The following is a 25,786-nucleotide window of genomic DNA, read 5'->3' on the forward strand; positions in this document are numbered from 1 at the left end:
GAGACACGGGCCCGTCACGCCTCCGCCGCCAAGAGGCGGACCCGTCAGGCCTCCGCCGCCGGGAGGCGGACCTCGAAGCGGCAGCCGCCGGTGACGTTGCGGACGGTGGCGGTGCCCCGGTGGGCCTCGACTATGCCGCGGACGATGGCGAGACCCAGGCCGGCGCCGGCCGGCGGGGTGCGGGCGTGGGTGCCGCGCCAGCCGGTGTCGAAGACGCGGGGCAGGTCCTCCTCGGGGATGCCGCCGCAGCCGTCCGTGACCGCCAGGACCACGCCGGTGTCCGAGCGTTCGGCGGTGACGGCGACCGTGCCGTCGGCGGGGGTGCGGCGGATGGCGTTGACCAGGAGGTTGCCAAGGACGCGGCTCATCTCCCGGCCGTCCACCTCCACCGGCACCGGTTCCACCCGGTCGCCGACCAGGCGTACGCCGTGCTCGCGGGCGAGCGGATCGGCGCCGGCGAGAGCGTCGCCGACCAGGTCGTAGAGGGACATGCGGGAGAGCGAGAGCGTCAGCGTGCCGGCGTGGATGCGGGAGAGTTCGAAGAGGTCGCCGACCATGTCGTTGAGGCGTTCCACCTCGGTGCGGATCTGCTTGAGGTAGCGGTCGGGGTCGGCGGCGACGCCGTCCTCCAGCGCCTCGGCCATGGCCCGCAGCCCGGCGAGCGGGGTGCGCAGGTCGTGGGAGATCCAGGCGACGAGTTCGCGGCGGGAGGTCTCCAGGGCGCGTTCGCGGTCGCGCGACTCGGCGAGCTTGCGGCTGGTGGACTCCAGCTCCCGGCTGAGCGCGGCGAGTTCCGCGGTCGCCGGGCCGTCCGGTGCCGCGAAGTCGCCGCCGTCGCCGAAGGAGCGGGCCGCCAGCGCCAGGTCGCGGCTGCGGGCGACGACCCAGCGGCCCAGCAGCAGCGCGGTCGCCAGGGACACCACGGCCGCCATGGCGACGACGGTGGTGACGACGGTGAGGTCGTGCGCGGAGAGGAACATCGCCTGGGCCACGGCGAGGGTGCCGGCGAGCATCGCGGTCACCGCGACGGCGGCGACCACCGCGAGGTGCACGGTCAGCGACCGGCGGCGGATGAGCAGCAGGACGCAGGCGCCGAGCAGCCCGGCCACGGCGGCGCCGGCGAAGGCGAACAGGGCGATGAGAAGGGTGTCGCGCATGGTCAGTCCTGCCCCGCGTCGGATGTCTCCACGCCGGATGTCTCCACGCCGGATGTGTCCACGGTGTCGAAGCGGTAACCGACGCCCCACACCGTCTGGATCAGCCGGGGCCGGGCCGGGTCGTCCTCGACCTTGCCGCGCAGCCGCCGGACGTGGACGGTGACGGTGGACAGGTCGCCGAAGTCCCAGCCCCAGACCTCGTGCATCAGCTCCTCGCGGGTGAACGCCCGCCCGGGATGGCGGAGGAAGAAGGAGAGGAGGTCGAACTCCCGGATGGTGAGGGCGAGTTCGGTGCCGTTCTTGTGGGCGCGGCGGGCGACGGGGTCGACCGAGAGGCCGGCCGCGCGCAGCACGGCGGCCGACGGCGGCGCCGGGCGGGCGCGGCGCAGCACGGACTCCACCCGCAGGACCAGCTCGCGCGGGCTGAACGGCTTGGTGACGTAGTCGTCGGCGCCGACCTCCAGGCCGAGGATGCGGTCGTCCTCGTCGCCGCGCGCGGTGAGCATGATCACGGGCACGGGTCCCTGGCCGCGGATCCGGCGGCACACCTCGAGGCCGTCCATGCCGGGCAGCATCAGATCCAGGACGACGAGGTCGGGCCGGTGCGCGGCGGCGCGCGCGAGGGCGTCCGGGCCGTCGCCCGCGTGGTCGACGTCGTAGCCGGCACGGTCCAGGTAACCCGAGACGATCTCGGCGACGGTGGGGTCGTCGTCGACGACGAGGACCCGCGCCCTGGCCTGCCCGGTGGCTTGTTGCTGCTCCATGCGGCCAGCCTCGCACCGCGCGCGCGAAAGCGCCGCCGCCGGGCGCCGACGTCCGCGTTTCGTAAGGAGCCGAAGTCCGGTTTATCCGCTTCGTCTTCGTAGAGTGAGAGCCGTGATCAACTCATTGAGCGGGCCGGAGACGCCCGGCCCGGACCCGGGCGGGACGCCCGGCGGCGCCGCGAGCGGCGTGGCTCCCGTGGATGTCGTGGATGTCGTGCTCCCCTGTCTCGACGAGGCGGAGGCGCTGCCGTGGGTGCTGGAGCGCGTGCCGCCCGGCTGGCGCGCGATCGTCGTGGACAACGGCTCCCGCGACGGCTCCGACCGCGTCGCCCGCTCGCTCGGCGCCACCGTGGTGCGCGAGGAGCGGCGCGGATTCGGCGCCGCCTGCCACGCCGGGCTCACCGCCGCCACCGCCGAGATCGTCTGCTTCTGCGACTGCGACGCCTCGCTCGACCCGGCCGACCTGGTGCCGTTCGTGGCGGAGATCCGCTCCGGACGGGCCGACCTGGTGCTCGGCCGGCGCCGGCCGCGGGCGCGCGGCGCCTGGCCGCTGCGCGCCCGCGCGGGCAACCTCGCGCTCACCCGGCTGCTGCGCCGCCGCACCGGGCTGCGGCTGCACGACCTCGGCCCGCTGCGCGCGGCCCGGCGCGAGGACCTGCTGAGCCTGGACCTGACCGACCGGCGCAGCGGCTATCCGCTGCAGATGGTGGTGCGCGCCGCCGACGCGGGCTGGCGGGTCACCGAGCACGACGTGCCGTATCTGCCCCGCACCGGGACGTCCAAGGTGACCGGCACCTGGCGCGGCACCTGGCAGGCGGTGCGGGACATGAGCCGGGTGCTGCGCGAGACGCCGCCCGCGCGGGTGGACGCGCGGGAGGACGCGCGGGAGGACGCTCGAGAGAACGCTCGAGAGGACGTGGGCCCGTGACGAGCGATGTGACGCTGGTGGTCGTCGCGAAGGAGCCGCGGCCGGGCCGGGTGAAGACCAGGCTCACCCCGCCCTTCACCCCCGAGGAGGCGGCGGACCTCGCCCGGGCCGCGCTCGCCGACACCCTGGACGCGGTGGCCCGCACCCCGGCCCGCCGCCGGCTGCTGGTGCTCGACGGGGCGCCGGGCCCCTGGCTGCCGGCCGGCTTCGAGGTCGCACCGCAGTGCGCCGGCGGCCTCGACGAACGGCTGGCCGGCGCGTTCGCACGGTGCGACGGCCCGGCCCTGCTGATCGGGATGGACACCCCGCAGGTCACCCCCGACCTGCTCACCGTCGACTTCGCCGACTGCGACGCCTGGTTCGGCCCCGCCGAGGACGGCGGCTTCTGGGCCCTGGGCCTGGCCGAGCCCGCCCCGGCCCTGCTGCGCGGCGTCCCGATGTCCACCCCGCACACCGGCGCGGCCCAGCGCCGCCGCCTCGCGCATCTGCGGGTGCGGGACCTGCCGATGCTCCGGGACGTGGACACCGCGCGGGACGCGGCGCTGGTCGCCGAGGCGGCGCCCGGCAGCCGCTTCGCCGCCCGCCTGGCCGACCTGACGGCGTCCCGCCGATGAGGGGGATACGCCTCGGCGCGCAGCGCGGGCCCACGCCGGGCGGCGCGGAGACGGTGCAGACGGTGGAGTCGGTGGGGGCGGAGGCGGTGCAGACGGTGGAGTCGGTGGGGGCCTGGTCGTCCGACACCTACGCCGAGGCCCTGCACACTGGGCGGGGGCCGCTGTTCCTGCGGCGGCCGGACGGCTGGCTGCTGCCGCTGGAGGTCGAGCGGTGGTGCGCGGAGGCCGACGCCGCCGATCTGGAGGTGCTGCGGCGCTGCGAGGGCGCGGTGCTGGACGTGGGCTGCGGTCCCGGACGGCTGCTGACGGCGCTGGCCGCGCAGGGTCGGCGGGCCCTGGGCATCGACGTCAGCGAGGCCGCGGTCGCCCGCGCCGTGCGGCGCGGCGGACAGGCCCTGCACCGCTCGGTGTTCGATCCGCTGCCCGGCACCGGCCGCTGGGGCACCGCCCTGCTCCTGGACGGCAACATCGGCATCGGCGGCGACCCGTCCGCCCTGCTCGCCCGGCTGGCCCGGCTGCTCGCACCCGGCGGGCTCCTGCTCGCCGAGACGGCTCCGCTCCCGGACGCCGACGAACGGGTCACGGTCCAGGTCACGGGCGCCCGCGGCACCCCGGGCAGCCCGTTCCCCTGGGCCCGTCTCGGCACCGCCGCACTGCTGCGGTACGCGGGCGAGGCGGGCTGGCGCACCGAGGCCGACTGGACGTCCGGCGGACGGAGCTTCGTGGCCCTGCGCACCGGGCCGGCGACCTCGCGGCGCTGACCGGCTCCCGGATACACCGCCCAGCGGCTCGCATACCCCGCCCAGCGGCTCGCATACGCCGCCCTTCCTCGTCGGGCAACGCCTTGCCACGGCCCACATCCCAGCGGTCGCCCCCGCAACCGGATGGTCGTGCCATGCGTCCGAGCAGAGAGCCCTTGATCCCCGCGAGGAAGGTGACACCGTGGCCCCCCACGCCCTGAACGTCGTTGAACAGGCCGAGATATGCGCCGAGATCGGCGGTGTGCTCGGCGGCAGTCTCCCCGACGGCTGGGCGACGGCGACCCTCCGGTGGGCCGAACTGGCCGTCGGCGGTTCGGCGGCGTCCCTGTCCGTCAAGGCCGCGGACGGCAGCAGTCTCGTCGCGTCGGGCATCCCGCGGGGCATCACCGAGCTGTGCCGGCGGCTGCGGCAGGGCATGTACGCCGAGGGCAGAGGCACCTGGTTCACGCTGGTCTACACACTGACCCCGGAGAAGTACACGGTCCACTACGACTACGACAACGAGCCGGACACGCCCTCCTTCGCACCCGAGAGCTACGCCCGGGACCTCGCCTACTTCCCCCGCACCGAGGAGAACATCCCGGACTGGCTGCGCAAGAAGCTGGACGGGCTCCCCAACGTCCACGGAGCCGTCCACCCGGAGGCCGATGAGCAGGACGGTGTCCCGAGGCCCTCGCTGGAGGAGTTCGCCGCCGCCCTGTCCGGGGCGGGCTGGGAGACGGGCCCGTCCGACCAGTTCTCCGGTGAGCTCGCCTTCTCCACCGGCTGGGCCCGGCTCGGCACGCTCTCCGGTCCCGGCCTCATCCGCTTCTCCGGACAGGTCGAGCCGGAGCGGTGGGAGGAGCTCCACTCACTGCTCACCGGCTTCGGCTGGAACGCCGGCATGTCGTGCTACGAGCCCCGGGGCGGCGACCTCGTGCGCGAGTTCCCGCCGCCCCGGGAGACCGGGCACTGAACGACACGGCGCCGGAAGACCGGCCGCCGAGGACGACCGGGCGGGGTGACGAGAGACCCCGTCAGTCCTGAGCCGGCGGACGGCGCCGCCCCCTGCGCACCCGTACCGCGTACAGCAGCGCGGAGCCGCCGAAGAGGGCGGCCGTGACGAGGAGCCAGCGGGCGGCGTAGCCGTCGGCGGACAAGGCGGTGAACCGGGCGTAGCGCTCCGAGACCCGGCCGGTGATCAGCGGGAACCAGACGAGGAGCAGCAGCCCGGAGAGCACGACCGGCACCCGCACATGGTTCACCCACCGCCGGCGCCGGCCCGCGGTCGCCAGCAGCGCCCGGTCGGCCGCCAGGTACACGGGCGCCAGCACCAGGTCGTGCAGCACGGCCGCGCCGACGAACCACAGCACGACGAGCAGCCAGTCGCCCTCCAGGAGCCGCACCCCCGCGTACCCGCACAGGGCGAACGAGCAGAGCAGCACCAGCAGATGGAAGGGGCTGCCGAGCACCGGGCGCGGGAGGCGGGGGAAGCGGGGGAAGCGGGGGAGGCGGGGGAAGCGGGGGAGGCGGCGGAACCGCTGGATCCGTGCCACTGTCCTCACAGCTTTCCGAAGGTCAGGCGGGCCACCCACTTGGTGTTGAGCACTCCGGGGGCCGCGGGGACGATGATCCGCGCCGGGTGGCCGTGATCGAGGCTGAGATCCTCGCCGTTGACGGCCAGGGCCAGCAGGGAGCGCGGGTCGGCGACCTGGTTGGCGCGCAGCGCCGCCGTGCGGAAGGCGCCCCGGCGCTGCAGCGACTCCACGAGCACGTCGGGCGGCTCCTCCTCGCCGGCCAGCGCCGCGAGGTCGCGCAGCCGCACGCCCCGCCACCACTGGTCGGAGGTCGACCAGCCCTCCACGCAGGCGATGGGCAGCGCCGCGCTGTGCTGGGGCAGGTCCAGCAGCTCGGCGCGGCTGAGCCGGACGGTTCCGGAGCGCCCGGTGACGACCAGCCGCCAGGCCTCGGCGGTGGTCTCGGCGGGGCGGATCCCCGCGTAGGCGGCCGTCTTGTTGATCTGGAAGCCGTTGGGGCCGGTGCCCGGCTCGGGCCCGCCGCGCGGGGTGAGGACGGCGGTCTGCCGGAGCGGCCCGTCGAAGCTGCGCCCGGCGGAGGTGGCGAACAGCAGCAGCGAGGCGCCGCCCACCAGCCCGAACGCCCCCCGGCGGGAGAGGGTCGGCGGGTCGGGGTCCAAAGTCACCAGGTCGCTCGGCTCCTCCGGCTGGTGCCGCCGCATGGCGCGCAGATTGCGCAGCGCCACCGGCATCTTCAGCACCACATGGGCGAGGAAGGCGCCGAAGAAGACCCAGGCGCCGTAGAAGTGCAGGGGATAGAAGGAGCCGGGGAAGACGTAGTCGAGCTGGACGTTGAGGATGCCGGTGACGAACTGGAACAGCGCGCCGCCGACCAGGAGCACCAGCGACAGGCGTTCCAGGGCGTGGCTGAGCGAGCGGGCCGGGGGCATGGTGAACAGCCGGGGCAGCACCGACCACAGCTTGGCCAGCAGCACCGGGACGAGGGTCAGCCCGAGGGTGACATGGACGCCCTGGGTGAGCCGGTACAGCCAGGGCGGGTCGGTGGGCCAGGAGAAGAGGTAGAAGCCGAGGATCCCCTTGTCCGGGGTCTTGTCGTTCACCCGTGCCAGATCGGGGTTGTACGAGGCGTAGGACACCAGGCCCGTGACGAACAGGACCGTGATGCCGGCGAGGAGCACCATGCCGAGCACGGCGGTGAACCGGGGGCCGCGCAGCGGGCTGCGCCAGCGCGGGGCGGTGAGGAGGGACCGAGCCATGTACCGACCGTAGGTCCGCACTCCCCCGTCAGCCGGGTCATGACCGGTGACGAAACGCTGACGTCCACGCTCGGCGGCCCGGCTCGGGCGTCCGCCCGGCCTAGCGTGACCGCGTGAACCGTGATCTCCGCCGTGACCCCCGCTCCGCTCCGCTCCGTGACCTGGACTCCGGTCTCCGCCGTGGCCTGAAGTCCGGTCTCCGCCGTGACCTGTACGCCGTCGCCGCGGCCGCGCTGCTCGTGGCGGCCGCGGCTCTGATCGGCTGGTCGATCCAGCGCCGGGACGGCTCCCTGCGGGTGAACTGGCCGCCGCTGCTGGCCCACTGGGAGCCGCACCTCGGCCCGGGCACACCGGCGGCGGTGCTGGTCGCGGTGGCCGTCGTGGTGTACGGTCCGGCGCTCGCCCGGCGGCCGGCCTGGCGCACGCTGCTCGCCGCGGTGTGGGCGGCCGCCCTGGCGTGGACCTGGTCGCTGGCGCTGATCGACGGCTGGCACCGGGGCATCGCCGAACAGCTGACCACCCGTCATGAGTATCTGCGGGTCATCGGCCGCTTCGACGACATCCCCGCCACCCTGCGGGACTTCACCGCGCACATCCTGATCGACGCGCCGGACAACTGGCCCGCCCATGTGGCCGGTCACCCGCCGGGCGCCACCGTCACCTTCGTGCTGCTGGACCGGGCGGGGCTGGGCGGCGGGGGCTGGGCGGGCGCCTTCTGCATCACCGTGGGCACCACCGCCGGCGTGGCGATCCTGTGCGCCGTCCGCGCCCTGGCCGGCGAGTCCTGGGCCCGCCGCGCCGCCCCGTTCCTGGTCCTGGCCCCGGCCGCGGTGTGGGTGGGCACCTCCGCCGACGGGTACTTCACGGCGGTCACCGCCTGGGCGGTGGCGCTGCTCGCCCTCGCCGTGACCGGACACCGCCCGCGCTGGACGGGCCTGGCATCGGGACTGCTGTTCGGGCTGACCGTGTACCTGTCCTACGGGCTGACGCTGTCCGCCGTGACCGGCGCGGCGGTGCTGCTGCTGGGCAGGGAGCGGCTGCGGCCGCTGCCGTATCTGGCGGCGGGAATCCTGGTGGTCCCGGCGGTCTTCACGGCGCTGGGCTTCGACTGGTGGGAGGCGTACCGGCTGCTGGTCACCCGCTACTACCAGGGCGCCGGCGGGGTCAGGCCGTACGGCTACTGGGTGTGGGCGAACTTCGCCTGCACGGTGCTGATCATCGGCCCGGCGGCCGTGGCGGGTTTGCGCCGGTGCGGCGGTCTGCTCGTCGCGCGCCGGGGGCGGCTCACCGGCCCACCGGCGGCACGCCTCGCGCTGCTGGCGCTCTCCGCCCTGCTCGCGCTGCTGATCGCGGACCTGTCCGGCATGAGCAAGGCGGAGACCGAACGCATCTGGCTGCCGTTCGCCTTCTGGCTGCTGCCCGCCTGCGCCCTGCTGCCCGGCCCCCGGGTGTGGCTGGCCGGGCAGGCACTGCTCGCGCTGCTGGTCAACCATCTGCTGGTGACGGGGTGGTGAGCGAGGCGCGGAGGGCCGGGAGCGGTCAGGCCTCGGCGAGTGTGCGGTCGGGTGTGATCTCGAGGACCTGCTCGACGCCGGGGACGGTGCAGCGCAGGGTGTGCAGCAGATGGTGCAGATCGGTGCGGGCCTGGGTCTCGGTGGAGTCGGGCCAGAGCAGTCCCGCCAGGTGCCCGCGGGGGTGGGCCTGGTCGCGGTGGAGCACCAGGTGGGCGAGCAGGGACGCGCCCCGGGCGGACTCCAGCGGCCAGGCTGCTCCCCGGCGGCCCCGATCCGGAACCGCCCCAGCACCCGTACCTCGACACGCGCCACACCGTCAGTGTGCCGCCGCGGGCCCCGCCCCGCCCGGCATTGCGCGGAAACGCGCAGGCCACGGGGACGGGGGCCCTACCGAGCTGCCTCAGTCCTCCTCGGGCTGCAGCCGCAGCGAGATGCTGTTGATGCAGTACCGCTGGTCGGTGGGGGTCGGATAACCCTCACCCTCGAAGACATGGCCCAGGTGCGAGCCGCAGCGGGCGCAGCGGACCTCCGTGCGCACCATGCCGTGCGAGCGGTCCTCCACCAGCTCCACCGCGTCGGAGTCCTTCGGGTCGTAGAAGGACGGCCAGCCGCAGTGCGACTCGAACTTGGTCTCGGAGGTGAACAGCTCGGCACCGCAGGCGCGGCAGGAGTAGACGCCCTGGGTCTTGGTGTCGGTGTACTCCCCCGTGAAGGCGGGCTCGGTGGCCGCCTGGCGCAGTACGGCGTACTCGGCGGGGGTCAGCTCCGCGCGCCACTGCTCGTCCGGCTTCTCCACCTCGTACGGCATGAGCCTCAACCCCTACTCGGCTACTTCGGCTGCTTCGACAGACGGTCCAGGATCCGCGGGCCGAGGTCGGTGACGTCGCCCGCCCCCATAGTGAGAACGAGATCGCCGGGCCCGGTCATTCCCGCGATCACCGAGGGCACCTCGGCCTTGTCGTGCACGGCCGTGACGTCCGCGCCGGCGGCCCGCGCCGCGTCGATGATCAGCTCGCTGGTGACGCCGGGGACCGGGTCCTCGCGGGCCGGGTAGATGTCCAGCACCACGGCGGCGTCGGCGAGTGCCAGGGCCTGGCCCATCTCGGTGCCGAGCTCCCGGGTGCGGGAGAACAGGTGCGGCTGGAAGACGACGAGGATGCGGGAGTCGCCGGCGGCGGCGCGCATGGCCTCCAGGTCGGCGGTCATCTCCGTCGGGTGGTGCGCATAGGAGTCGACGACCTGCACGCCCGCGGCCTCGCCCTTGAGCTGCAGGCGCCGCTTCACGCCGGTGTACGCGGCGAGCGCGGGCGCCAGGTCGGCGGCGGGGATGCCGAGCGCCACGCCGGCGGCGAGGGCGGCGACGGCGTTGTGCGCGTAGTGGCGTCCGGGCACGGAGACGGTGAAGGTCAGCGGGGCGCCGTCCAGCTCGACGGTGACCTCGCTGCGCAGCCCCTGCGGGACGACGGACAGCACCCGCACGTCGGCGTCGGCCGACTCGCCGTAGGTCACCGTCCTCACCGAGCCGTCCAGGCGCCGGGTCAGCTCGCGCGCGCCCTCGTGGTCGGCGGAGATCACCAGGGTGCCGCCGGGCACGATCCGGCCGACGAACGTCTCGAAGGACTCGTGGATCTCCTCCATCGAGGCGTAGTTGGCGTGGTGGTCAAGCTCCACGTTGAGGATGATCGCGACCTCGGGCGCGTACTTGTGGAAGCTGCGGTCGGACTCGTCGGCCTCGGCGACGAAGATGTCGCCCTCGCCGTGCAGGGCGTTGGAGCCGGGGGCGTCCAGGTCGCCGCCGATGGCGTAGGAGGGGTTCAGGCCGAGCTTGGTGAGGGAGACCGCCAGCATGGAGGTGGTGGTGGTCTTGCCGTGGGTGCCGGCCACCGCGACCGGGCGCAGGCCCTCCATCAGGGCGGCGAGGGCGTCGGAGCGGTGCACCACCGGGATGCCCAGCTCGGCGGCGCGCAGCAGCTCGGGGTTGTCCTCGCGGATCGCCGAGGAGACCACCACGCAGCTGGCGTCGTCGGCGAGGTGCTCGGCGGCGTGGCCGATGTGCACGGTGGCGCCGAGGGCGCGCAGCGCCTCGGCGGTGGCGGAGTGCTTGGCGTCGCTGCCGGCCACCTTGGCGCCGCGCTGGGCGAGGATCTTGGCGATGCCCGACATTCCGGCGCCGCCGATGCCGATGAAGTGCGGTCGGTCCAGGGCGGTGGGAAGGCCGGGTGCCATGCGTGTTCTCCCAGTGGTGCGACGAGCGGGACGACGGTGTGCGTGCCCCTGGCGGCGGGGCGCGGCCCCAGCCTATGCCTTGCTGTGGGAGAAGAGTTTCAGCACCGGTACCCCCACCTTGTGCCGGGCCCGGGAGGCCCAGTCGCGGTGGAAGAACTCTTCCACGTAGTGCGGGTCGGTCAGCACGATGACCTCGTCCGCCTCGACCTCCTCGACCATGGCCTTCAGCGCATCCAGCGGATGGTCCTCGACCAGGCGCCCCTCGGCCTCGTCCCCGCTCGCCCGCAGCGCCTGCAGGGACACCTCCAGGGCCCGCTCCCCGACGCTCTTGGCGTCCTCGCCCTCGGGCGTCTCGCCCTCGCGCACCGCCTCGTCCAGCTCGCCGAGGGCCACGTCGTCGATGGCCCGCAGCAGCCGGTCCGCCTGCTTGCCGCGCGGCTGGAGCAGCACGTGGAAGGAGACCGGCTCGTCACCGTGGAGGGTGGTGACGAACTCCACGTCGGCGGACGTCAGGGCCTTCTCGATCATCAATACGCTTGTGAACACCAGGGCGCCCCTTCTCCTTCGCGGGCCGAGGACGGCCCTGCGGAAACCATCCTTCCCCGCATGCGCACGGGTACGGCCGGATTCAGTGTGCCCCCCGCACACCTAACCGGAACGAAAGATTCCGCTGATTACCGGACCAGCGGTAACCATCGAACCCGTTTCCGGACACCACGGGGAGATACGGGCGTGTGCGGGACATGACGAAGAGAGCCGTTCCCTCTCCGAGGGCTCGGTGGCGGGAGCGGCGCGCGTGGCTCAGCCGCGGCTGTAGCGCGTGAACAGGAAGCCGTCCTCCTCCAGGATCGACGTCAGTGCGAAGCGCTGGGGGACCGGGATCGAGGGGCCGCCGGCGATGCGCTGGGCGGCGCCGGCGGTGAGCATCGGGGAGACGGTCAGGCAGAGCTCGTCCAGGACCCCGGCGGCCACGAACTGGCCCAGCAGCTTCGGGCCGCCCTCGGTCAGCAGGCGGGTGCAGCCGAGGCCGGCCAGCTCGCGTACGGCCCGGGCGGGGTCGACTCCCCCGCCCTCGCCCGCGGTGACCACCCGCGCGCCGGCCTTCTGGGCGGCGGCGACCCGCTCGGGCGGGGCGTCGGCGCCGGTGAGGACCAGCGTGGGCACCAGCGGGGAGGTGAACAGGGGCAGGGTGAAGTCCAGGTCGAGGCTCGCGCTGACCACCGCGATCGCCGGGGCCGGCGACTGCCCGGCCGCCGCACGCGCCGCCGCGAACTCGGCGCGGGCCCGCGCCGGGCGGTACCCCTCCTGGCGCACCGTCTGCGCGCCCACGACCACGACGTCCGCCAGCGCCCGCAGCGTGCCGAAGATCCGCATGTCGGCGGGGCAGGAGATCGGCTGCGACCGTCCGTCGTGCTGTGCGGCCCCGTCCAGCGTGGAGACCATGTTGGCCCGCAGCCACGGTTCGCGCCCGTCCGCCGCCGGTGCGGGGTACGCGTAGGCGGCGGCCAGCTCGGCGAGGCTCCACTCGCGGTCCTCGGCCGGAGCTGCTGTTTCGTCGGTCACAGGGAAGAGGCGTCGCATGCGGAGCAGTGTTCCACGCCCCGTAGCATGGGGAAGCGTGTCGTCCTCCTCCCCGTCTCCCGCCCCCTCCGTCTCCGGCCCCATAGCGGACGCGGCCCCGCTGTCGCTGTGCGCGCGTGAGCCGCATGTCCCCGCCGACCGGCTCGTCGCCGAGATGGTGCCCCCGCCGCGGTTCGACGCGGTGCGCTTCGGCACCTACATCCCGGACCCGAACCAGCCGAGCCAGGCCGAGGCGGTCCGGGTCCTCGAGGGCTTCGCGGCGGGACTCGGCGAGCCGGCGGGCGGCGGCTCGGGCAAGCGCAGGCTCTTCGGCTTCGGCAAGGCGGCCAAGGCCAGGAAGGCCCCCTCCGGCGCCCGCGGCGTCTACCTCGACGGCGGCTACGGCGTCGGCAAGACCCACCTGCTCGCCTCCCTGTGGCACGCCACCGAGGCCGAGCCGGGCCGCAAGGCCTTCGGCACCTTCGTGGAGCTGACCAACCTGGTGGGCGCCCTCGGCTTCCAGCAGACCGTGCAGACCCTCTCCGGTCACCGTCTGCTCTGCATCGACGAGTTCGAGCTGGACGACCCCGGTGACACCGTGCTGGTGTCCACGCTGCTCGGCAAGCTCGTCGACCACGGGGTGGCGCTGGCCGCCACCTCCAACACCCTGCCGGGCAAGCTCGGCGAGGGCCGCTTCGCCGCCGCCGACTTCCTGCGCGAGATCCAGGGCCTGTCGGCCCACTTCCGCACCCTGCGCATCGACGGCGAGGACTACCGCCACCGCGGCCTGCCCGAGGCGCCGCCGCCCTACTCCGACGACGTGGTGGCCAAGGTCGCGCACGCCACCGAGGGCGCCACCCTGGACGCCTTCCCCGACCTGCTGGAGCACCTGGCGAAGGTGCACCCCAGCCGCTACGGGGCGCTCACCGACGGCATCCGCGCGGTGTGCCTCACCGGCGTGCGCCCGGTGCCCGACCAGTCGACGGCGCTGCGGCTCGTGGTGCTGGCCGACCGGCTCTACGACCGGGAGGTCCCGGTGCTCGCCTCGGGCCTGCCGTTCGATCAGCTGTTCAGCGAGGAGATGCTGAAGGGCGGCTACCGCAAGAAGTACTTCCGGGCGATCTCGCGGCTCACCGCGCTGGCCCGCGACGCCGGTCGGCTCGCCGGGGGCGAGTGACCCCGCGCCCTTCACCCGGCCCCCAAGCGCCTCCCGCCGGGGGCCGGTTCACGTCAGTCAGCCTCTCCTTCTCTCAGCACTGTGCGCGATGGAACGCGAAGTTGGCCGTGCAAAGCCCGTAACGGGGTTAACGTGTTTCTTGACCAGTCATTTGCCAAGCACTGGTGCACGTCCAAGGCGCAACTTCCCTGAAGGGGACGCATGTTCCATGGTCCGGCGGCATCGGCCGCCCCCTCCTTCCTTACCGCTGCTTTACTCGCGCCCGAGCACCGGAATCTCCGCGCGCCTTCGCATCCGCGCATACGGCCGGTCAGGTAAAGGCCAAGGGGTCTCCGGCCCGACGCCCCTCACTCGCCCTGCTCGTCCGACGCGCCCGCGTGCGCGCCAGGAGGAAACACCAGATGCAACACCTCTGCGACACCGCCCGCCGCCCCAAGACAGAGATGTCCGAGGTCCGGTGAGCGTGCGCACCAGAGTCACCCAAGTCACCGGACTCCCCCGGTTCCCCCACCTGCGGCAGGATCTCGCCGCCTCCCTCGTTCTGTTCCTGATCGCCGTCCCGCTGGGCGTGGGCGTCGCCGTCGCCTCCGGCGTCCCGGCCGAGCTCGGGCTGATCACCGGCATCGTCGGCGGGATCGTCGCCGGCCTGATGCCGGGCAGCAGCCTCCAGGTGTCCGGCCCGGCCGCCGGGATGACCGTGCTGGTCTTCGAGGCGGTCGACACCTACGGACTGCCCGCGCTCGGCGTGATCGTGCTGGCCGCCGGCCTGCTCCAGCTGGCCATGGGCGCGCTCCGGCTGGGCCGCTGGTTCCGCGCCATCTCGGTCGCGGTCATCGAGGGCATGCTGGCCGGCATCGGCCTGGTGATCATCGCGGGGCAGCTGTACGCGGCAGCCGGTCTGGAGGCTCCCGCCTCCGGCGTCGACAAGATCCTCGGGCTGCCCGGGGCGCTCCAGGCCCTGCCCGGCAACAGCGGGGCGCCGGCCTCGTTCGCCCTCGGGGCGGGCACCGTCGCGGTGCTGGTGCTGTGGCAGCGTATGCCCCGGCTCGCCCGTGCGGTGCCCGGCGCGCTCGCCGCGGTGCTGCTGGCGACCGGTGTGACGGCCGCGCTCTCCCTGCCCGTCGCCACGGTCGAGGTGCAGGGCCTGCTGGACGCCGTCCAGCCGCCCCGCCCGGACGACTTCGCCCTGCTGACGAACCCCGGCTTCCTCGGCACGATCCTCGCCTTCGCGCTGATCGCCTCGGCCGAGAGCCTGTTCAGCGCCGCCGCCGTGGACCGGCTGCACGACGGGCCCCGCACCAACTACAACCAGGAGCTGATGGCCCAGGGCACCGGCAACGCGGTCTGCGGACTGCTCGGCGCGCTGCCGATGACCGCGGTGATCGTGCGCAGTTCGGCCAACGTCCAGGCCGGCGCCCGCACCAAGACCTCCCGGGTGATGCACGGGGTGTGGCTGCTGCTGTTCGCGGCGCTGCTGCCGGGGCTGCTGGCCCTGGTCCCGCTGCCCGCGCTCGCCGGCATCCTGGTGCACGCCGGCTGGAAGCTGATCCCGTTCCGGCAGCTCACCGCCCTGTGGCTGGCGCACCGCGGCGAGGCGCTGATCCTCGTGGCCACCGCCGTGTCGATCGTGGTGATCAACATGTTCGAGGGCGTGCTGATCGGTCTGGCGCTGGCGGTGGTCAAGTCGGCCTGGCAGGCCTCGCACGCCAGGCTGGAGGTCATAGACAAGGGGGCGGGGCCGGTCCAGGTGCATCTGACCGGCAACGCGACCTTCCTGCGGCTGCCGAGGATCCTGGAGACCCTGGAGTCGCTGCCCGCGGACCGCCCGGTCGAGCTGGACCTGTCCGGCGTCCACCACCTCGACCACGCCTGCCGCACGGCCCTGGAGAACTGGGCCGAACGGCACGGGACACCGGTGAAGGTGACGGGCGGCGGCGTACGGTCCGCGGCGACGACGGACCCGGAGCAGCCGGTGACCCCCGCCTGACGTGAGCCTCCGGTCCGGGGCGCAGGAGGCATGGCCCCGGACCGGAGTCGGGCATATGGTTGCAGGAGCGGAGGAACGTGTATCCGCAGAGCAATCGCCCGAAACGGGCCGAGCAAGACCTCTGGAACGGGAGGTCCTCATGCTGGAGGAGCTGCTCACGGCGGCCGTGGCGACCGGAGCCGCGGGAGCCGTCTACTTCGCCGCGGCGGTACGGGTCGTCCTGCAGTACGAGCGCGGCGTGGTCTTCCGGCTCGGCCGGCTGCACGGACCGGCCCGCAAGCCGGGACTGCAGCTGATCGTTCCGGCCATCGACCGGCTGCACAAGGTCAATCTGCAGATCGTCACCATGCCCGTGCCGGCCCAGGAGGGCATCACGCGCGACAACGTGACGGTGCGGGTCGACGCGGTGGTGTACTTCAAGGTCGTCGACGCGACGGCGGCGCTGGTCAATGTCGAGGACTACCGCTTCGCGGTCTCCCAGATGGCGCAGACCTCGCTGCGGTCCATCATCGGCAAGAGCGACCTGGACGATCTGCTGTCCGACCGGGAGAAGCTCAACCAGGGCCTGGAGCTGATGATCGACAGCCCGGCGGTCGGCTGGGGTGTGCAGATCGACCGGGTCGAGATCAAGGACGTCTCCCTGCCCGACACCATGAAGCGCTCGATGGCCCGCCAGGCGGAGGCGGACCGGGAGCGCCGGGCGCGGGTCATCAACGCCGACGCCGAGCTGCAGGCGTCGAAGGTGCTGGCCGAGGCCGCCCAGCGGATGGCCGACACGCCCTCGGCGCTGCAACTGCGGCTGCTGCAGACGGTGGTGGCGGTCGCGGCGGAGAAGAACTCCACGCTGGTGCTGCCCTTCCCGGTGGAGCTGCTGCGCTTCCTGGAGCGCGCCGCCCAGCCGGCGGCGGGCCAGACCGCCCAGGTCGCCCCGCGGCAGACGGACGGCCCCGCGCTGGAGGAACGCCGTCAGGGAGCCGGTGCGGCGGAGCCTGGGCGCGAGGAACGCGAAGAACGCGAGGAGCGCGAGGAGCGCGAGGAGCGCGAGGAGGCTGAACCCGCGGCGGAGGCCGGGGCGCTCGTGACGGAGAGCCGCGCGGAGGAGCGGCCGGAACCGGCGTCCCCCGAGGACGAGGGACGTTTCGTCGACCCGCAGGAGCGGCCCGGTGAGCCCCACCCGCATCCGGACACCGCCGCCACGGCCCCGCGGGCGCGCGAGTCGGCCGAGGCCGCCCTGCGAGCCGCCGACCGGCGGGCCGCCGAGGCCCTCGACACCGCCGAACGGCACACCGTGGAGGACCTGCTGGGCCCCGAGGAGCACCCCGTGACCGGCGGCAGCGAACGGGGCGGACGGCACACCCCGCCGTGACACGTGCTACGCGCGTGGTTCACGCGGCTGACAACAGGTGATAGACACGGCTGGGTCACGGTTCCTGTCCGCCAGCAGGAAGGTTTCCCCATGTCCGAAACCGCGTCCACAGGCTCCCCCACGGAAGAACCGGCACCGGCCCCCGGCGGCTCGACGCGCCGTCAGATGCTCGCGCGCACCGGCGCGCTGGGAGTCGGTATCGCCTTCAGCGGCGCTCTTTCCGAGTTGTTCACCGGCACCGCGGCCGCCCAGGACCTCGGTCACGGCGCCGGCTACGGCCCGCTGGTCCCCGATCCCGACGGCCTGCTCGACCTGCCGAAGGGCTTCCGCTACAAGGTGCTCTCCCGCGAGGGCGAGAACCTGCGCTCCGGGGAGGGTCCGGTGCCCTCCAACCATGACGGCATGGCCGCCTTCCGGGGCCGCCGCGGCAGCGTCCATCTGGTCCGCAATCACGAGAACCGCCACAACGGCAGGGTCCCGGTCCCGGTGATCGACGGCCTGACCTACGACCCCGAGGGCAAGGGCGGCTGCACCGCGCTGACGCTGGACGCCCACGGCCGGGTACAGTCCGAGCGGGTCGCCATCGCCGGTACCGCCGTCAACTGCGCGGGCGGGCCCACCCCCTGGGGCACCTGGCTGACCTGCGAGGAGACCGAGGACAAGGCGGGCACCAACGGCTACACCAAGGACCACGGCTTCATCTTCGAGGTCGACGGCGCCGACCCGCGCCGCACCGGTGCCGTCCCGCTCACCGCGATGGGCCGCTTCCAGCACGAGGCGATCGCGGTGGACCCCCGGCGGGGTGTGGTCTACGAGACCGAGGACGCCTTCGAGCGGCCGTTCGGCCTGTTCTACCGCTTCCTGCCCGAGAAGCCGCTGGGCGGCACCGGTTCGCTGCGCGCGGGCGGCCGGCTGCAGGCGATGCGGGTGCCGGGGGTGCCGGACCTGTCCTCGATCCAGGAGACGGGCGCCACCTTCGACCACATCGAGTGGGTGGACGTGCCGGACCCGCTCGCGGTCGAGACCCCCATCCGCTTCCAGGACTTCGGCCCGAAGGGCATCACCCACGCGCAGAAGCTGGAGGGCTGCTACTGGGGTGGGCGCTCGGTGTACTTCGTGTCCTCCTTCGCCCGCGCCGCCGAGGGCTCGGCGGCCGACCACTACGGGCAGATCTGGCGCTACGACCCCGACCGGCGCCGGCTCACCCTGGTGATCGTCTTCGGCCCGGACACGGATGTGCAGCTGCCCGGCGAGTCGCCGGACAACATCTGTCTCGCCCCCAGCGGCGGTCTGATGGTCTGTGAGGACGGCGACGGCGCCCAGCACGTCTTCGGCGTCACCCGGCGCGGCCAGGTCTACGCCCTGGCCCGCAACCGCCAGAACATCGGCTCCGCCGAGGAGCCCGAGTGGGGCGAGTTCGCCGGTGTCACGTTCTCCCCCGACGGGCGGACGATGTACCTCAACGTCTACACGCCCGGCACGACGTTCGCGATCACCGGCCCCTGGCGCGGATGACGGCTGCGGGGCGGCGGGACTCCCGCCGCCCCGCCCCGTCCGCGAACTGACGCCGCCCGCGCGGGAAGTGCCCCGCCCGTCCGGCAAATGCCGTCGTCCGCGCCAAGGTGACATCGCCCCGGCGGAGGTGACGGCGGCTCAGCTCTCCAGCAGGCCGTCCATCTGCCCGACCGCCTGCCCCAGCCCCTCCTCCATGCCCATCTCCAGAAGCCGCTCCATCTGCTCCCGGCTGTCGTAGACCGAGTGGATCTCCATCCGGGTGCCGCCGTCGCGTGCGGTGAGCGTCATCCGTACGGTCGTGGTGGGCATCTCGGGATCCGGCTTGCCCTCGCTGTCGGAGAAGCCGTCGGTGAACTCCAGTGAGGTCGGCGGCGTCACCGCGGTGATCCGCCACCAGCCGCCGTGCTTGTCCCCCTCCGGGCCGGTCATGTAGTACCGGGCCTCGCCGCCCGGGGTGAGGTCGTGCTCCTCGAACGTCGCCGGGTGGCTCGGCGGGCCCCACCAGCGCTCCAGCAGCCGGGGGTCGGCCCACAGCTGCCACACCTTCTCCACCGGGGCGGTGAAGTCGGCGGTCACGGTGAGGGTCAGTCGGTCGAGATCCTTGTCGACACTGCTGATCGTCATCGGTCCTGTCCTTTCCTCGTGCCGCGTCCGGGCCCGGCCGTGCCGTCCGGCCCCTGCTCGTCGGCCAGCAGGCCGGACATCCGGTCCACCCGGGCCCGCCAGGCGTTCTCGAGTTCGTCGAGGGCCCGGCGTGCGCGGGCCACCGCGTCGGGATCGGTACGCACCAGTTGCTCCCGCCCGCGTCGCTGCTTGCTGACCAGGCCGGCCCGCTGCAGCACCGTGACGTGTTTCTGCACCGCGGCGAAGCTCATCGGGTACGCCTCGGCGAGCCGCGAGACGGACAGCTCGCCGCGCACGCACCGGCGGAGTATGTCGCGCCGCGTGGCGTCGGCCAGCGCATGGAACAGGCGGTCCACGGCCTCTTCGGTCAGCTCATCTACAACCATTTGGTTGCACGTTAGCCCCGCCCCCTCCCGCCCGCAAGCGGAGGGAGCCGGAAGAAGCAACCCCGGACCGCCGCGGGGGCAACCCGTCGGGCCCGGCCACTGAAACCCGGTGGTCCGGGGTACTCGGGCCGCATGACGGAGAACCAGCAGGTCCGCGGCTCGTACTGGCTCGAGACGGCACCCGCGGGGGGCCATGACCCCCTGACGGAGGACATCGAGGCTGACGTGGCCGTGATCGGCGCCGGGATCGCCGGACTGTGCACCGCGCGGGAGCTCGCGCGGGCCGGCAAGAGCGTCGCCCTCCTGGAGGCCGGGCGGCTCGCGGGCGGCGTCACCGGCCACACCACCGCCAAGGTCACCGCCCTGCACTCGCTGATCTACGGCAAGCTGCGCCGTACCCGCGGCAGTGAGGGCGCCCGGCTGTACGCCCGCTCCCAGTCGGAGGCCATCGAGCACACCGCCGCCGTGATCGAGGAGCTGGGCATCGAGTGCGAGTGGGAGCGCCGCAGCGCCTTCACCTACGTGCGCGACCCCGCCCGCGCCGACGAGGTGCGCGCCGAGGCGGAGGCGGCGCGGGAGGCGGGGCTGCCGGCGTCGTTCGTCACCGAGACGGAGCTGCCGTTCCCGGTGGCGGGGGCCGTCGAGGTGACGGGACAGGCCCAGTTCCATCCGCGCAAGTACCTGCTCGCCCTGGCGGACGACCTGCTGGCGCACGGCGGGACCATCCACGAGCACACGGTGGTGACCGGCCTGGAGGAGGGCTCGCCCTGCCGTCTGCCGACCGCGGACGGGGTCGCGGTGACGGCCCGGGACGTCGTGGTCGCCACCCACTACCCGGTCTTCGACCGCGCCCTGCTGTTCACCCGGCTCTCCCCGCGCCGCGAACTGGTCGTCGCCGGCCCGATCCCCGCCGATCAGGACCCCGGCGGCATGTACATCACGCCGGAGGAGAACACCCGCTCGGTGCGGACCGCGCCGCTCGCCGACGACCCCGGCCGCCGTCTCCTCGTGGTCACCGGCGAGCACTTCACACCGGGGACCGCCGACACCCGCGCCGGTTTCGACCGCCTCTCCGCCTGGGCCCGCACCCACTTCCCCGGCGTGGAGCTCACCCACGCCTGGGCCACCCAGGACAACGACCCGACCGACACCGTGCCGCTGGTCGGCCCGCTGCACCCCGGCGCCCGCCACGTCTACGTCGCCACCGGCTTCGCCGGCTGGGGCATGAGCGGCGGCATGATGGCGGGCCTGCTGCTCACCACGCAGATCACCGGCGGCGAGTGCGAATGGAGCGCGCTGTACGACCCGCGCCGGGTGCTGCCCGCCCTCCGCGAGGCGCCGGACTTCCTCAAGCACCAGGCGCAGGTCGCCAAGCACTTCGTCGGCGACCGGCTGCACCCCTCACCGCCCGTGGAGGCGCTGCCGCCGGGCGAGGGTGCGGTGGTGCGCGCCGAGGACGGCCGGCTCGCGGTCTACCGGGACGACGACGGCGCGCTGCACGCGGTCTCCGCCCGCTGCACCCACATGGGCTGCCTGGTCGCCTTCAACGCGGCCGAACGCGCCTGGGAATGCCCCTGCCACGGCTCGCGGTTCGGCACCGACGGCACGGTGCTCCAGGGCCCGGCGACCCGCCCGCTGGAGCGCCGCAAGATCTGACCGCCGCACCGGAGGGACCGGAAGATCTGACCCGCCGCGCCGGAGGGGAACGGCCGTGGTCCGGCCGGGTGAGCCGCGCCGCGGACCCCGGACCGGCTGGGCCGACCGGGACAAATCACTTCATACCTTCGTACGGTGATCACACAAGTACGCCGTGCCGTCACCGTCTGCTGTCTGGGTGCCGTCCTCGGTGCCGCGCTCACCGCCTGCGGCGACGGCGGCCGGCGGCCCGCCCGCCCCGGCCCGTCGGCGCCCTCCGCCACCACGGCCTCCCGGCCGCCCACCCTGGCCCCCGGCCCGGCGGGCCTCACCCCGGTCTTCCGGCACGGCCCGCGCACCGCCTCCGACAAGACGGTGGCCCTCACCTTCGACGCCGACATGACCGCCGGCCAGGGACCGCGCGCCGCGGCGGGCGAACGCTTCGACCATCCGCGGCTGATCCGGACGCTGCGGGCGCTGAAGGTGCCGGCCACGGTGTTCATGACGGGCCGCTGGGCCGAGGAGTACCCGGACCAGGCCCGCGCCATCGGCCGCGACCCCCTCTTCGAGGTCGCCAACCACTCCTACAGCCACTACGCCTACACCGACGGCTGCTACGGCCTGCCGGTCCTCCCCGAGCAGCGGATGCGCTCCGACGTGGAGCGGGCCTACGCCGCCTTCCGCAGGGCCGGGGTGCCGGAGGCGTTGCCGTACTTCCGCTTCCCCGGCGGCTGTTACGACCGCGCGGCGCTGCGCGCGCTCACCCCGGCCGGGGTCACGGCCGTGCAGTGGGACGTGGTCGGCGGCGACGCCTTCGCCACGGACGCCGGCGCGGTGGCGCGGCAGGTGCTGGACGGGGTGCGGCCGGGGTCGGTGGTGGTCCTGCACTGCACCCGCAGCGCGGCCCCCGCCACCGAGCGGGCCGTCCGCCGGATCGTCCCGGAGCTGCGCCGGGCGGGCTACCGCTTCGTGAAGGTCTCCGAGCTGATCGCGGCGTCCGGCGGCCGGAGCTGAGGCGACCGGCGGCCGGAGCTGATCGGCACCGGCCGTCCTACGCTGGAAGTATGACCGACAACGACTACTGCCTGATCGACGCGGCCAGGCCGCCGAAGGCCGACGGGCCGCCCTACGCGGAGTGCGTGGTGTGCCGGGAGCCGACGGAGTACCCGGAGTCGTACAAGGGCATCACCCTCTGCCCCGCCTGCGAGTGGGAAGAGGCCCAGCGCACGTCCTGCGGCTGCTGACATCTCCGCGGGGCCGCCGCGCCACGGGTTGGCAGACTGGACGGGTGAGCACCGATCAGACACCGCCGTCCGCCCCCGGCCGCCCCCTCCGCAGCGAGTCCGACACCCGCGACGCGGCACCCCAGTACGTCCTGCCCTTGGTGGTCCGCCTCGAGCGGGCGGCACCCCCGCCCCGCACCGACGCCCTGGAGACCGCGGCCCGCGCGGTCCTGGTGATGCTGAGCGACGAGCGGTCGGTGGGCGAGGGCGAGTGGGCGCCGGTGATGCGCGCCTGGCAGGACGCCCGCATCCGCAAGGTGGTGCGCCGGGCCCGCGGTGCGGAGTGGCGCCGCGCGGAGAAGCTTCCCGGGATCACCGTCACCGGCAAGACGGCCGAGGTGCGGGTCTTCCCGCCCGTCCCCCTCGACGGCTGGCCCAAGGAGCTGGCCCGCCTCCAGGTCTCCGGCACCGACCTCGACGACCCCGAGCGGCCGGCCCCGGCGGATCCGTCGGCGCCGGTTCTCTGGCTCAATCCCGACCTCACCATGTCCGCCGGCAAAGCCATGGCCCAGGCCGGTCACGCGGCCCAGCTGGCCTGGTGGGACCTGTCCGACGAGGCCCGTACCGCCTGGCGCGATGCCGGCTTCCCTCTCTCCGTGCGCACCGCGGACCCCGCCGACTGGCCCTCCCTGACCAGCAGCGGACTCCCGCTGGTCCGCGACGCCGGCTTCACGGAGATCGCCCCGGGCTCCTGCACGGTGGTGGCGGACCACCGGGCGCTGCGCCGCACCGCCTGACCGGCACTCCCCGGCATCTCACACCCCGGTGGGCCGGGTGAACGTTTCGGCCACCGGGGACGTACGTACCGGTACCGGGGGCCCGCCGAACCTCAAATGTTGCTCTGAAGGTGCGGGCCGCGGGGTTCGGGCGGCCGGCGCGGGGCGATACCTCCGTCACGTCCGAGGAAGCGTTCCGGCGGGGGGCCGGGGGAACGGCGGAGGAGGGGACGATGCAGCGACTGGGAACCGGGATCGGCTGGCGGCCGGAGATCGCCGACGCCGTGGAGGCCATACCCGGCATCGACTGGGTCGAGGTCGTGGCCGAGAATGTGTGCCCCGGTCATCTGCCGGAGTCGCTGCTGCGGCTGCGCGGGCGCGGGGTGACTGTCGTGCCGCACGGCGTCTCACTGGGCCTCGGCGGAGCCGACCGGCCCGACGAGGCACGGCTCACCGCGCTCGCCGAGCGGGCCGAGGCCCTCGGGGCGCCGCTGGTCACCGAGCACATCGCCTTCGTGCGGGCCGGCGGGGCGCTCACCGCCTCCGAGCGCCTGGAGGCCGGGCACCTGCTGCCGGTGCCGCGCACCCGTGACGCCCTCGACGTGCTGTGCGCGAACATCCGCATCGCCCAGGGCGCCCTGCCCGTGCCGCTCGCCGTGGAGAACGTCGCCGCGCTGTTCTCCTGGCCCGGCGAGGAGATGACCGAGGGTCAGTTTCTCTACGAGCTCGCCGACCGCACCGGCGTACGGCTGCTGATCGACGTGGCCAACCTGCACACCAACCACGTCAACCGGGGCGAGGACCCGGCCGAGGCGCTCGCCGGACTCCCCCTGGAGGCCATCGCCTACGTGCATGTCGCGGGCGGCTTCGAGCGGGACGGCGTCTGGCACGACAGCCACGCCCACCCCGTGCCCGAGCCCGTGCTGGACATCCTCACCGACCTCGCCTCGCGCATCTCCCCGCCCGGCGTGCTGCTGGAGCGGGACGAGAACTTCCCGGAACCGGACGAGCTGCGCCGGGAGCTGGAGGCCATCGAGCGGGCGGTGGCCAAGGGCGCGCGGCAGCGGGACGAGGAGGACGGCCCCGAGCCGGCGTCCCCCGCGGGCACTTCGGCCGCCGCGCGCACCGAAGACGCGGACGCGGACGCTGCGGCAGCCGCCGGCGCCGGATCCGAGGATGCGGCCGTGGCGGGCGCCCGGCAGCGGCTGGCCCTGGAGCAGACGGCGGTGCTGTCCTCCCTCGTCGCCGGGACGCCCGTACCGGAGGGCTTCGACCGGGCGCGGATGGCGGTGCAGGCGCGGGCGCTCGCCGCCAAGCGGGCCGATGTCGTCGCCAAGGTCGCGCCCGAGCTGCCCGAGATCCTCGGCGACGGCTACCGGCCCGCCTTCCTGGCGTACGCCCAGTCGCAGCCGATGACCGGCGGCTACCGGAAGGACGCGCTGGACTTCGCCGGGCGGCTGCTGCTGGCCGGGCGGCCGGAGGAGCCGCAGGCGCGGCGGGAGCTGCGCGAGTGGTGGCTGGAGCGGTCGGGGCCGAAGCCGCGGTCGCGGCGGCCCACGGTACGACTGGTCCGGGCGACCCGACGGGTGCTGCTGCGGCGCTGAGCCGCCCCCGGCCGTTCACCCCGATCGGAACGTCACATACCGGCAACACTCGGTCCGGGATGTGAACGGGGCATGGTGCTCGCGTGACCGTGTCGCTTACAAACAACTGATGTTCTGGGTCCTCCTCCTGCTGCCGGCCTGGGCCGTCGCCGGCGTGACGTGCACGCGTCTGTGCCTGGCCGCGGCGCGTGCGGCGGACACCGGCGGGCCGGCCACGGCGGGCACCGGCCGCCCGCACCGCGATCTGACGCTGTACGAGGCCGCGTTCCTGTCCGGCGGGCCCCGCCGGGTCGCCGATGTCACCCTGGTGGCGATGGCGCGTCAGCGCAGGCTGCTGCTGGCCCGCACGGGGTGGGCGACGGTGGTGGATCCCCGCGGGCGGGACGAGGTGGAGCGGTCCGTCATAGGGGCGATCGGCCCGGAGGGCAGGCCCCCATCGCTCCGGTGCGCGCCGCCGCGGCGACCGCGGACGCGGTGCGCGGGATAGCCGACCGGCTGGTCAGGGCGGGGCTGGCGGTGCCGGACGGGGAGGGTTCGACGATCGCCGACGCGGTGCGGCAGGTGCGGCTGGCGGTGCCCGTGGTGGCCGGACTCGGGGCGGCGGCCCTGCTGCTGCCGGTCCCGGCCGGGATGCCGCGCCCTTTGATCGCCATGTGGTTCGCGCTGCCGCTCACCCTGGCGCTCGGCTGCCTGGCCATCGCTCGGTTCGAGGTGCACCCGTACTCCCGCTGGGCCTCACCGGCCGGGCAGCGGCTGCTCGGAGCGCTGCCCCGGCGCGCCGACGGCACCGCCGACGACCGCACGTATCTGACGTGCGTGGCCGTGCGCGGCATACGGGCGGTCGGCGAACCGGATCTACGGGCGGCCTTCGCCCACCGCGAGTGGTACCTCGGGCTGGACGACGAGCGGCAGTAGACGCCGGGGGGCTCAGGAGAGGGCGCCGGGGCGGGGCGCACGGGAGTACGGATGCGGGGGGGCGTACGGGAGTTCGGACGGGGCGACATGCGCCGCCGGTGCTTGCCTCGACTGATCATCGATCGAAAACATCCCTTTTGTCGCCTGCTGCCGCCGCGCTCCGAAGGGATGCCTCGATGAGAACTGCCGCCGTCCACGCGGCCGCCGGGACCCTGCTGCTCGCCGCCCCGGCCGCCGCCGCGGCCGGCGGCGCCACCGCCGCTGGCGCCCCCGGCGGCCAC

25 protein-coding genes and 1 pseudogene are annotated in these 25,786 nt (G+C 74.1%); 15 read left to right on the forward strand and 11 right to left on the reverse strand.

Annotated elements, in window-relative coordinates; all coding sequences use genetic code 11:
• Positions 1-44: 44 nt before the first annotated feature.
• Entirely contained in the window at positions 45-1,157 is a 1,113-nt protein-coding gene (locus ABD198_RS24820) for a sensor histidine kinase (RefSeq protein WP_344005864.1), read from the reverse strand.
• Between the two features lie 2 nt (positions 1,158-1,159).
• Entirely contained in the window at positions 1,160-1,921 is a 762-nt protein-coding gene (locus ABD198_RS24825) for a response regulator transcription factor (RefSeq protein WP_344005866.1), read from the reverse strand.
• Positions 1,922-2,108: 187 nt separating this feature from the next.
• Between ABD198_RS24825 and ABD198_RS24830 the strand changes: the two genes are divergently transcribed.
• The 4 genes from ABD198_RS24830 to ABD198_RS24845 all read left to right on the forward strand — a co-directional run bounded on the left by ABD198_RS24830 (position 2,109) and on the right by ABD198_RS24845 (position 5,179).
• A complete protein-coding gene (locus ABD198_RS24830) occupies positions 2,109-2,849 on the forward strand; it encodes a glycosyltransferase family 2 protein (protein ID WP_425580542.1) in 741 nt (246 codons plus the stop codon).
• Positions 2,846-3,463 (forward strand): TIGR04282 family arsenosugar biosynthesis glycosyltransferase, encoded by a 618-nt coding sequence (locus ABD198_RS24835; RefSeq protein WP_344005868.1) that lies wholly within the window; start codon positions 2,846-2,848, stop codon positions 3,461-3,463. Before ABD198_RS24830 ends, ABD198_RS24835 begins: the two co-directional genes overlap by 4 nt.
• Positions 3,460-4,224 carry a class I SAM-dependent methyltransferase gene (locus tag ABD198_RS24840; protein ID WP_344005870.1) on the forward strand — a complete coding sequence of 255 codons (765 nt, stop codon included), beginning with the start codon at positions 3,460-3,462 and terminating at the stop codon, positions 4,222-4,224. Before ABD198_RS24835 ends, ABD198_RS24840 begins: the two co-directional genes overlap by 4 nt.
• 181 nt (positions 4,225-4,405) lie before the next feature.
• On the forward strand, positions 4,406-5,179 hold the full coding sequence (locus tag ABD198_RS24845) for a hypothetical protein (RefSeq protein ID WP_344005872.1): 774 nt from the start codon (positions 4,406-4,408) through the stop codon (positions 5,177-5,179).
• A 61-nt stretch (positions 5,180-5,240) separates the two neighbouring features.
• Here the strand turns inward: ABD198_RS24845 and ABD198_RS24850 are convergent, their stop codons facing one another.
• Positions 5,241-5,750 carry a hypothetical protein gene (locus ABD198_RS24850; RefSeq protein WP_425580543.1) on the reverse strand — a complete coding sequence of 170 codons (510 nt, stop codon included), beginning with the start codon at positions 5,748-5,750 and terminating at the stop codon, positions 5,241-5,243.
• Between the two features lie 14 nt (positions 5,751-5,764).
• The gene (locus tag ABD198_RS24855; protein WP_344005874.1) at positions 5,765-6,997 is read right to left on the reverse strand and encodes a molybdopterin-dependent oxidoreductase; all 1,233 of its coding nucleotides are present in this window, start codon (positions 6,995-6,997) and stop codon (positions 5,765-5,767) included.
• 161 nt (positions 6,998-7,158) lie between these two features.
• On the opposite strand from ABD198_RS24855, the gene ABD198_RS24860 reads away from it, so the two are divergent.
• The gene (locus ABD198_RS24860) at positions 7,159-8,511 is read left to right on the forward strand and encodes a hypothetical protein (protein WP_425580544.1); all 1,353 of its coding nucleotides are present in this window, start codon (positions 7,159-7,161) and stop codon (positions 8,509-8,511) included.
• A gap of 25 nt (positions 8,512-8,536) precedes the next feature.
• Here ABD198_RS24860 and ABD198_RS24865 read toward each other — a convergent pair whose 3' ends face one another.
• From ABD198_RS24865 to ABD198_RS24885, 5 genes are all read right to left on the reverse strand, one after another.
• Positions 8,537-8,716 carry a hypothetical protein gene (locus tag ABD198_RS24865; RefSeq protein ID WP_344005876.1) on the reverse strand — a complete coding sequence of 60 codons (180 nt, stop codon included), beginning with the start codon at positions 8,714-8,716 and terminating at the stop codon, positions 8,537-8,539.
• 195 nt (positions 8,717-8,911) lie between these two features.
• The gene (msrB, locus tag ABD198_RS24870) at positions 8,912-9,319 is read right to left on the reverse strand and encodes a peptide-methionine (R)-S-oxide reductase MsrB (RefSeq protein WP_344005878.1); all 408 of its coding nucleotides are present in this window, start codon (positions 9,317-9,319) and stop codon (positions 8,912-8,914) included.
• A 20-nt stretch (positions 9,320-9,339) separates the two neighbouring features.
• Positions 9,340-10,737, reverse strand: coding sequence for a UDP-N-acetylmuramate--L-alanine ligase (murC, locus tag ABD198_RS24875; RefSeq protein WP_344005880.1), 1,398 nt, complete (start codon positions 10,735-10,737; stop codon positions 9,340-9,342).
• Positions 10,738-10,809: 72 nt separating this feature from the next.
• On the reverse strand, positions 10,810-11,283 hold the full coding sequence (locus tag ABD198_RS24880) for an indole-3-glycerol phosphate synthase (protein ID WP_344005883.1): 474 nt from the start codon (positions 11,281-11,283) through the stop codon (positions 10,810-10,812).
• 255 nt (positions 11,284-11,538) lie between these two features.
• Complete coding sequence (locus ABD198_RS24885) at positions 11,539-12,318, reverse strand: pyrimidine reductase family protein (RefSeq protein WP_344005885.1); 780 nt, start codon at positions 12,316-12,318, stop codon at positions 11,539-11,541.
• Between the two features lie 37 nt (positions 12,319-12,355).
• On the opposite strand from ABD198_RS24885, the gene zapE reads away from it, so the two are divergent.
• From zapE to ABD198_RS24905, 4 genes are all read left to right on the forward strand, one after another.
• Positions 12,356-13,474 carry a cell division protein ZapE gene (gene zapE / locus ABD198_RS24890; protein ID WP_344005887.1) on the forward strand — a complete coding sequence of 373 codons (1,119 nt, stop codon included), beginning with the start codon at positions 12,356-12,358 and terminating at the stop codon, positions 13,472-13,474.
• A gap of 463 nt (positions 13,475-13,937) precedes the next feature.
• Complete coding sequence (locus ABD198_RS24895; protein WP_344005889.1) at positions 13,938-15,461, forward strand: SulP family inorganic anion transporter; 1,524 nt, start codon at positions 13,938-13,940, stop codon at positions 15,459-15,461.
• Between the two features lie 139 nt (positions 15,462-15,600).
• A complete protein-coding gene (locus ABD198_RS24900) occupies positions 15,601-16,827 on the forward strand; it encodes a slipin family protein (protein WP_344005891.1) in 1,227 nt (408 codons plus the stop codon).
• A gap of 90 nt (positions 16,828-16,917) precedes the next feature.
• Positions 16,918-18,342 (forward strand): PhoX family protein, encoded by a 1,425-nt coding sequence (locus tag ABD198_RS24905; protein ID WP_344005893.1) that lies wholly within the window; start codon positions 16,918-16,920, stop codon positions 18,340-18,342.
• Between the two features lie 138 nt (positions 18,343-18,480).
• On the opposite strand, the gene ABD198_RS24910 is transcribed toward ABD198_RS24905, so the two are convergent.
• Both ABD198_RS24910 and ABD198_RS24915 read right to left on the reverse strand, forming a co-directional pair.
• Positions 18,481-18,966, reverse strand: coding sequence for an SRPBCC family protein (locus ABD198_RS24910; RefSeq protein ID WP_344005895.1), 486 nt, complete (start codon positions 18,964-18,966; stop codon positions 18,481-18,483).
• Positions 18,963-19,352 carry an ArsR/SmtB family transcription factor gene (locus ABD198_RS24915; RefSeq protein WP_344005897.1) on the reverse strand — a complete coding sequence of 130 codons (390 nt, stop codon included), beginning with the start codon at positions 19,350-19,352 and terminating at the stop codon, positions 18,963-18,965. Before ABD198_RS24915 ends, ABD198_RS24910 begins: the two co-directional genes overlap by 4 nt.
• Positions 19,353-19,484: 132 nt before the next feature.
• On the opposite strand from ABD198_RS24915, the gene ABD198_RS24920 reads away from it, so the two are divergent.
• From ABD198_RS24920 to ABD198_RS24945, 6 genes and pseudogenes are all read left to right on the forward strand, one after another.
• Positions 19,485-21,008: an FAD-dependent oxidoreductase gene (locus ABD198_RS24920; RefSeq protein WP_344005899.1), complete on the forward strand. Its 1,524-nt coding sequence runs from the start codon at positions 19,485-19,487 to the stop codon at positions 21,006-21,008.
• A 135-nt stretch (positions 21,009-21,143) separates the two neighbouring features.
• The gene (locus ABD198_RS24925; RefSeq protein ID WP_344005901.1) at positions 21,144-22,001 is read left to right on the forward strand and encodes a polysaccharide deacetylase family protein; all 858 of its coding nucleotides are present in this window, start codon (positions 21,144-21,146) and stop codon (positions 21,999-22,001) included.
• Between the two features lie 50 nt (positions 22,002-22,051).
• The gene (locus ABD198_RS24930; protein ID WP_344005903.1) at positions 22,052-22,231 is read left to right on the forward strand and encodes a hypothetical protein; all 180 of its coding nucleotides are present in this window, start codon (positions 22,052-22,054) and stop codon (positions 22,229-22,231) included.
• Positions 22,232-22,275: 44 nt separating this feature from the next.
• On the forward strand, positions 22,276-23,007 hold the full coding sequence (locus ABD198_RS24935) for a peptidyl-tRNA hydrolase (RefSeq protein WP_344005905.1): 732 nt from the start codon (positions 22,276-22,278) through the stop codon (positions 23,005-23,007).
• 212 nt (positions 23,008-23,219) lie between these two features.
• A complete protein-coding gene (locus ABD198_RS24940) occupies positions 23,220-24,590 on the forward strand; it encodes an MbnB/TglH/ChrH family RiPP precursor modification enzyme (RefSeq protein ID WP_344005907.1) in 1,371 nt (456 codons plus the stop codon).
• 109 nt (positions 24,591-24,699) lie between these two features.
• A pseudogene (locus ABD198_RS24945) lies at positions 24,700-25,505 on the forward strand (TIGR04222 domain-containing membrane protein).
• The last annotated feature ends 281 nt before the right edge of the window (positions 25,506-25,786 follow it).

Source organism: Streptomyces thermocarboxydovorans, from assembly GCF_039524635.1.
GTDB classification, from domain to species: Bacteria; Actinomycetota; Actinomycetes; order Streptomycetales; family Streptomycetaceae; genus Streptomyces; species Streptomyces thermocarboxydovorans.

What these genes read in the sequence shown, in the direction of transcription:
- ABD198_RS24820 (WP_344005864.1), bottom strand. Translation starts at nt 1,157, where the DNA reads ATGCGCGACACCCTTCTCATCGCCCTGTTCGCCTTCGCCGGCGCCGCC.
- ABD198_RS24825 (WP_344005866.1), bottom strand. Translation starts at nt 1,921, where the DNA reads ATGGAGCAGCAACAAGCCACCGGGCAGGCCAGGGCGCGGGTCCTCGTC.
- ABD198_RS24840 (WP_344005870.1), top strand. Translation starts at nt 3,460, where the DNA reads ATGAGGGGGATACGCCTCGGCGCGCAGCGCGGGCCCACGCCGGGCGGC.
- ABD198_RS24855 (WP_344005874.1), bottom strand. Translation starts at nt 6,997, where the DNA reads ATGGCTCGGTCCCTCCTCACCGCCCCGCGCTGGCGCAGCCCGCTGCGC.
- msrB (WP_344005878.1), bottom strand. Translation starts at nt 9,319, where the DNA reads ATGCCGTACGAGGTGGAGAAGCCGGACGAGCAGTGGCGCGCGGAGCTG.
- murC (WP_344005880.1), bottom strand. Translation starts at nt 10,737, where the DNA reads ATGGCACCCGGCCTTCCCACCGCCCTGGACCGACCGCACTTCATCGGC.
- ABD198_RS24885 (WP_344005885.1), bottom strand. Translation starts at nt 12,318, where the DNA reads ATGCGACGCCTCTTCCCTGTGACCGACGAAACAGCAGCTCCGGCCGAG.
- ABD198_RS24900 (WP_344005891.1), top strand. Translation starts at nt 15,601, where the DNA reads ATGCTGGAGGAGCTGCTCACGGCGGCCGTGGCGACCGGAGCCGCGGGA.
- ABD198_RS24905 (WP_344005893.1), top strand. Translation starts at nt 16,918, where the DNA reads ATGTCCGAAACCGCGTCCACAGGCTCCCCCACGGAAGAACCGGCACCG.
- ABD198_RS24910 (WP_344005895.1), bottom strand. Translation starts at nt 18,966, where the DNA reads ATGACGATCAGCAGTGTCGACAAGGATCTCGACCGACTGACCCTCACC.
- ABD198_RS24915 (WP_344005897.1), bottom strand. Translation starts at nt 19,352, where the DNA reads ATGGTTGTAGATGAGCTGACCGAAGAGGCCGTGGACCGCCTGTTCCAT.
- ABD198_RS24920 (WP_344005899.1), top strand. Translation starts at nt 19,485, where the DNA reads ATGACGGAGAACCAGCAGGTCCGCGGCTCGTACTGGCTCGAGACGGCA.
- ABD198_RS24930 (WP_344005903.1), top strand. Translation starts at nt 22,052, where the DNA reads ATGACCGACAACGACTACTGCCTGATCGACGCGGCCAGGCCGCCGAAG.
- ABD198_RS24940 (WP_344005907.1), top strand. Translation starts at nt 23,220, where the DNA reads ATGCAGCGACTGGGAACCGGGATCGGCTGGCGGCCGGAGATCGCCGAC.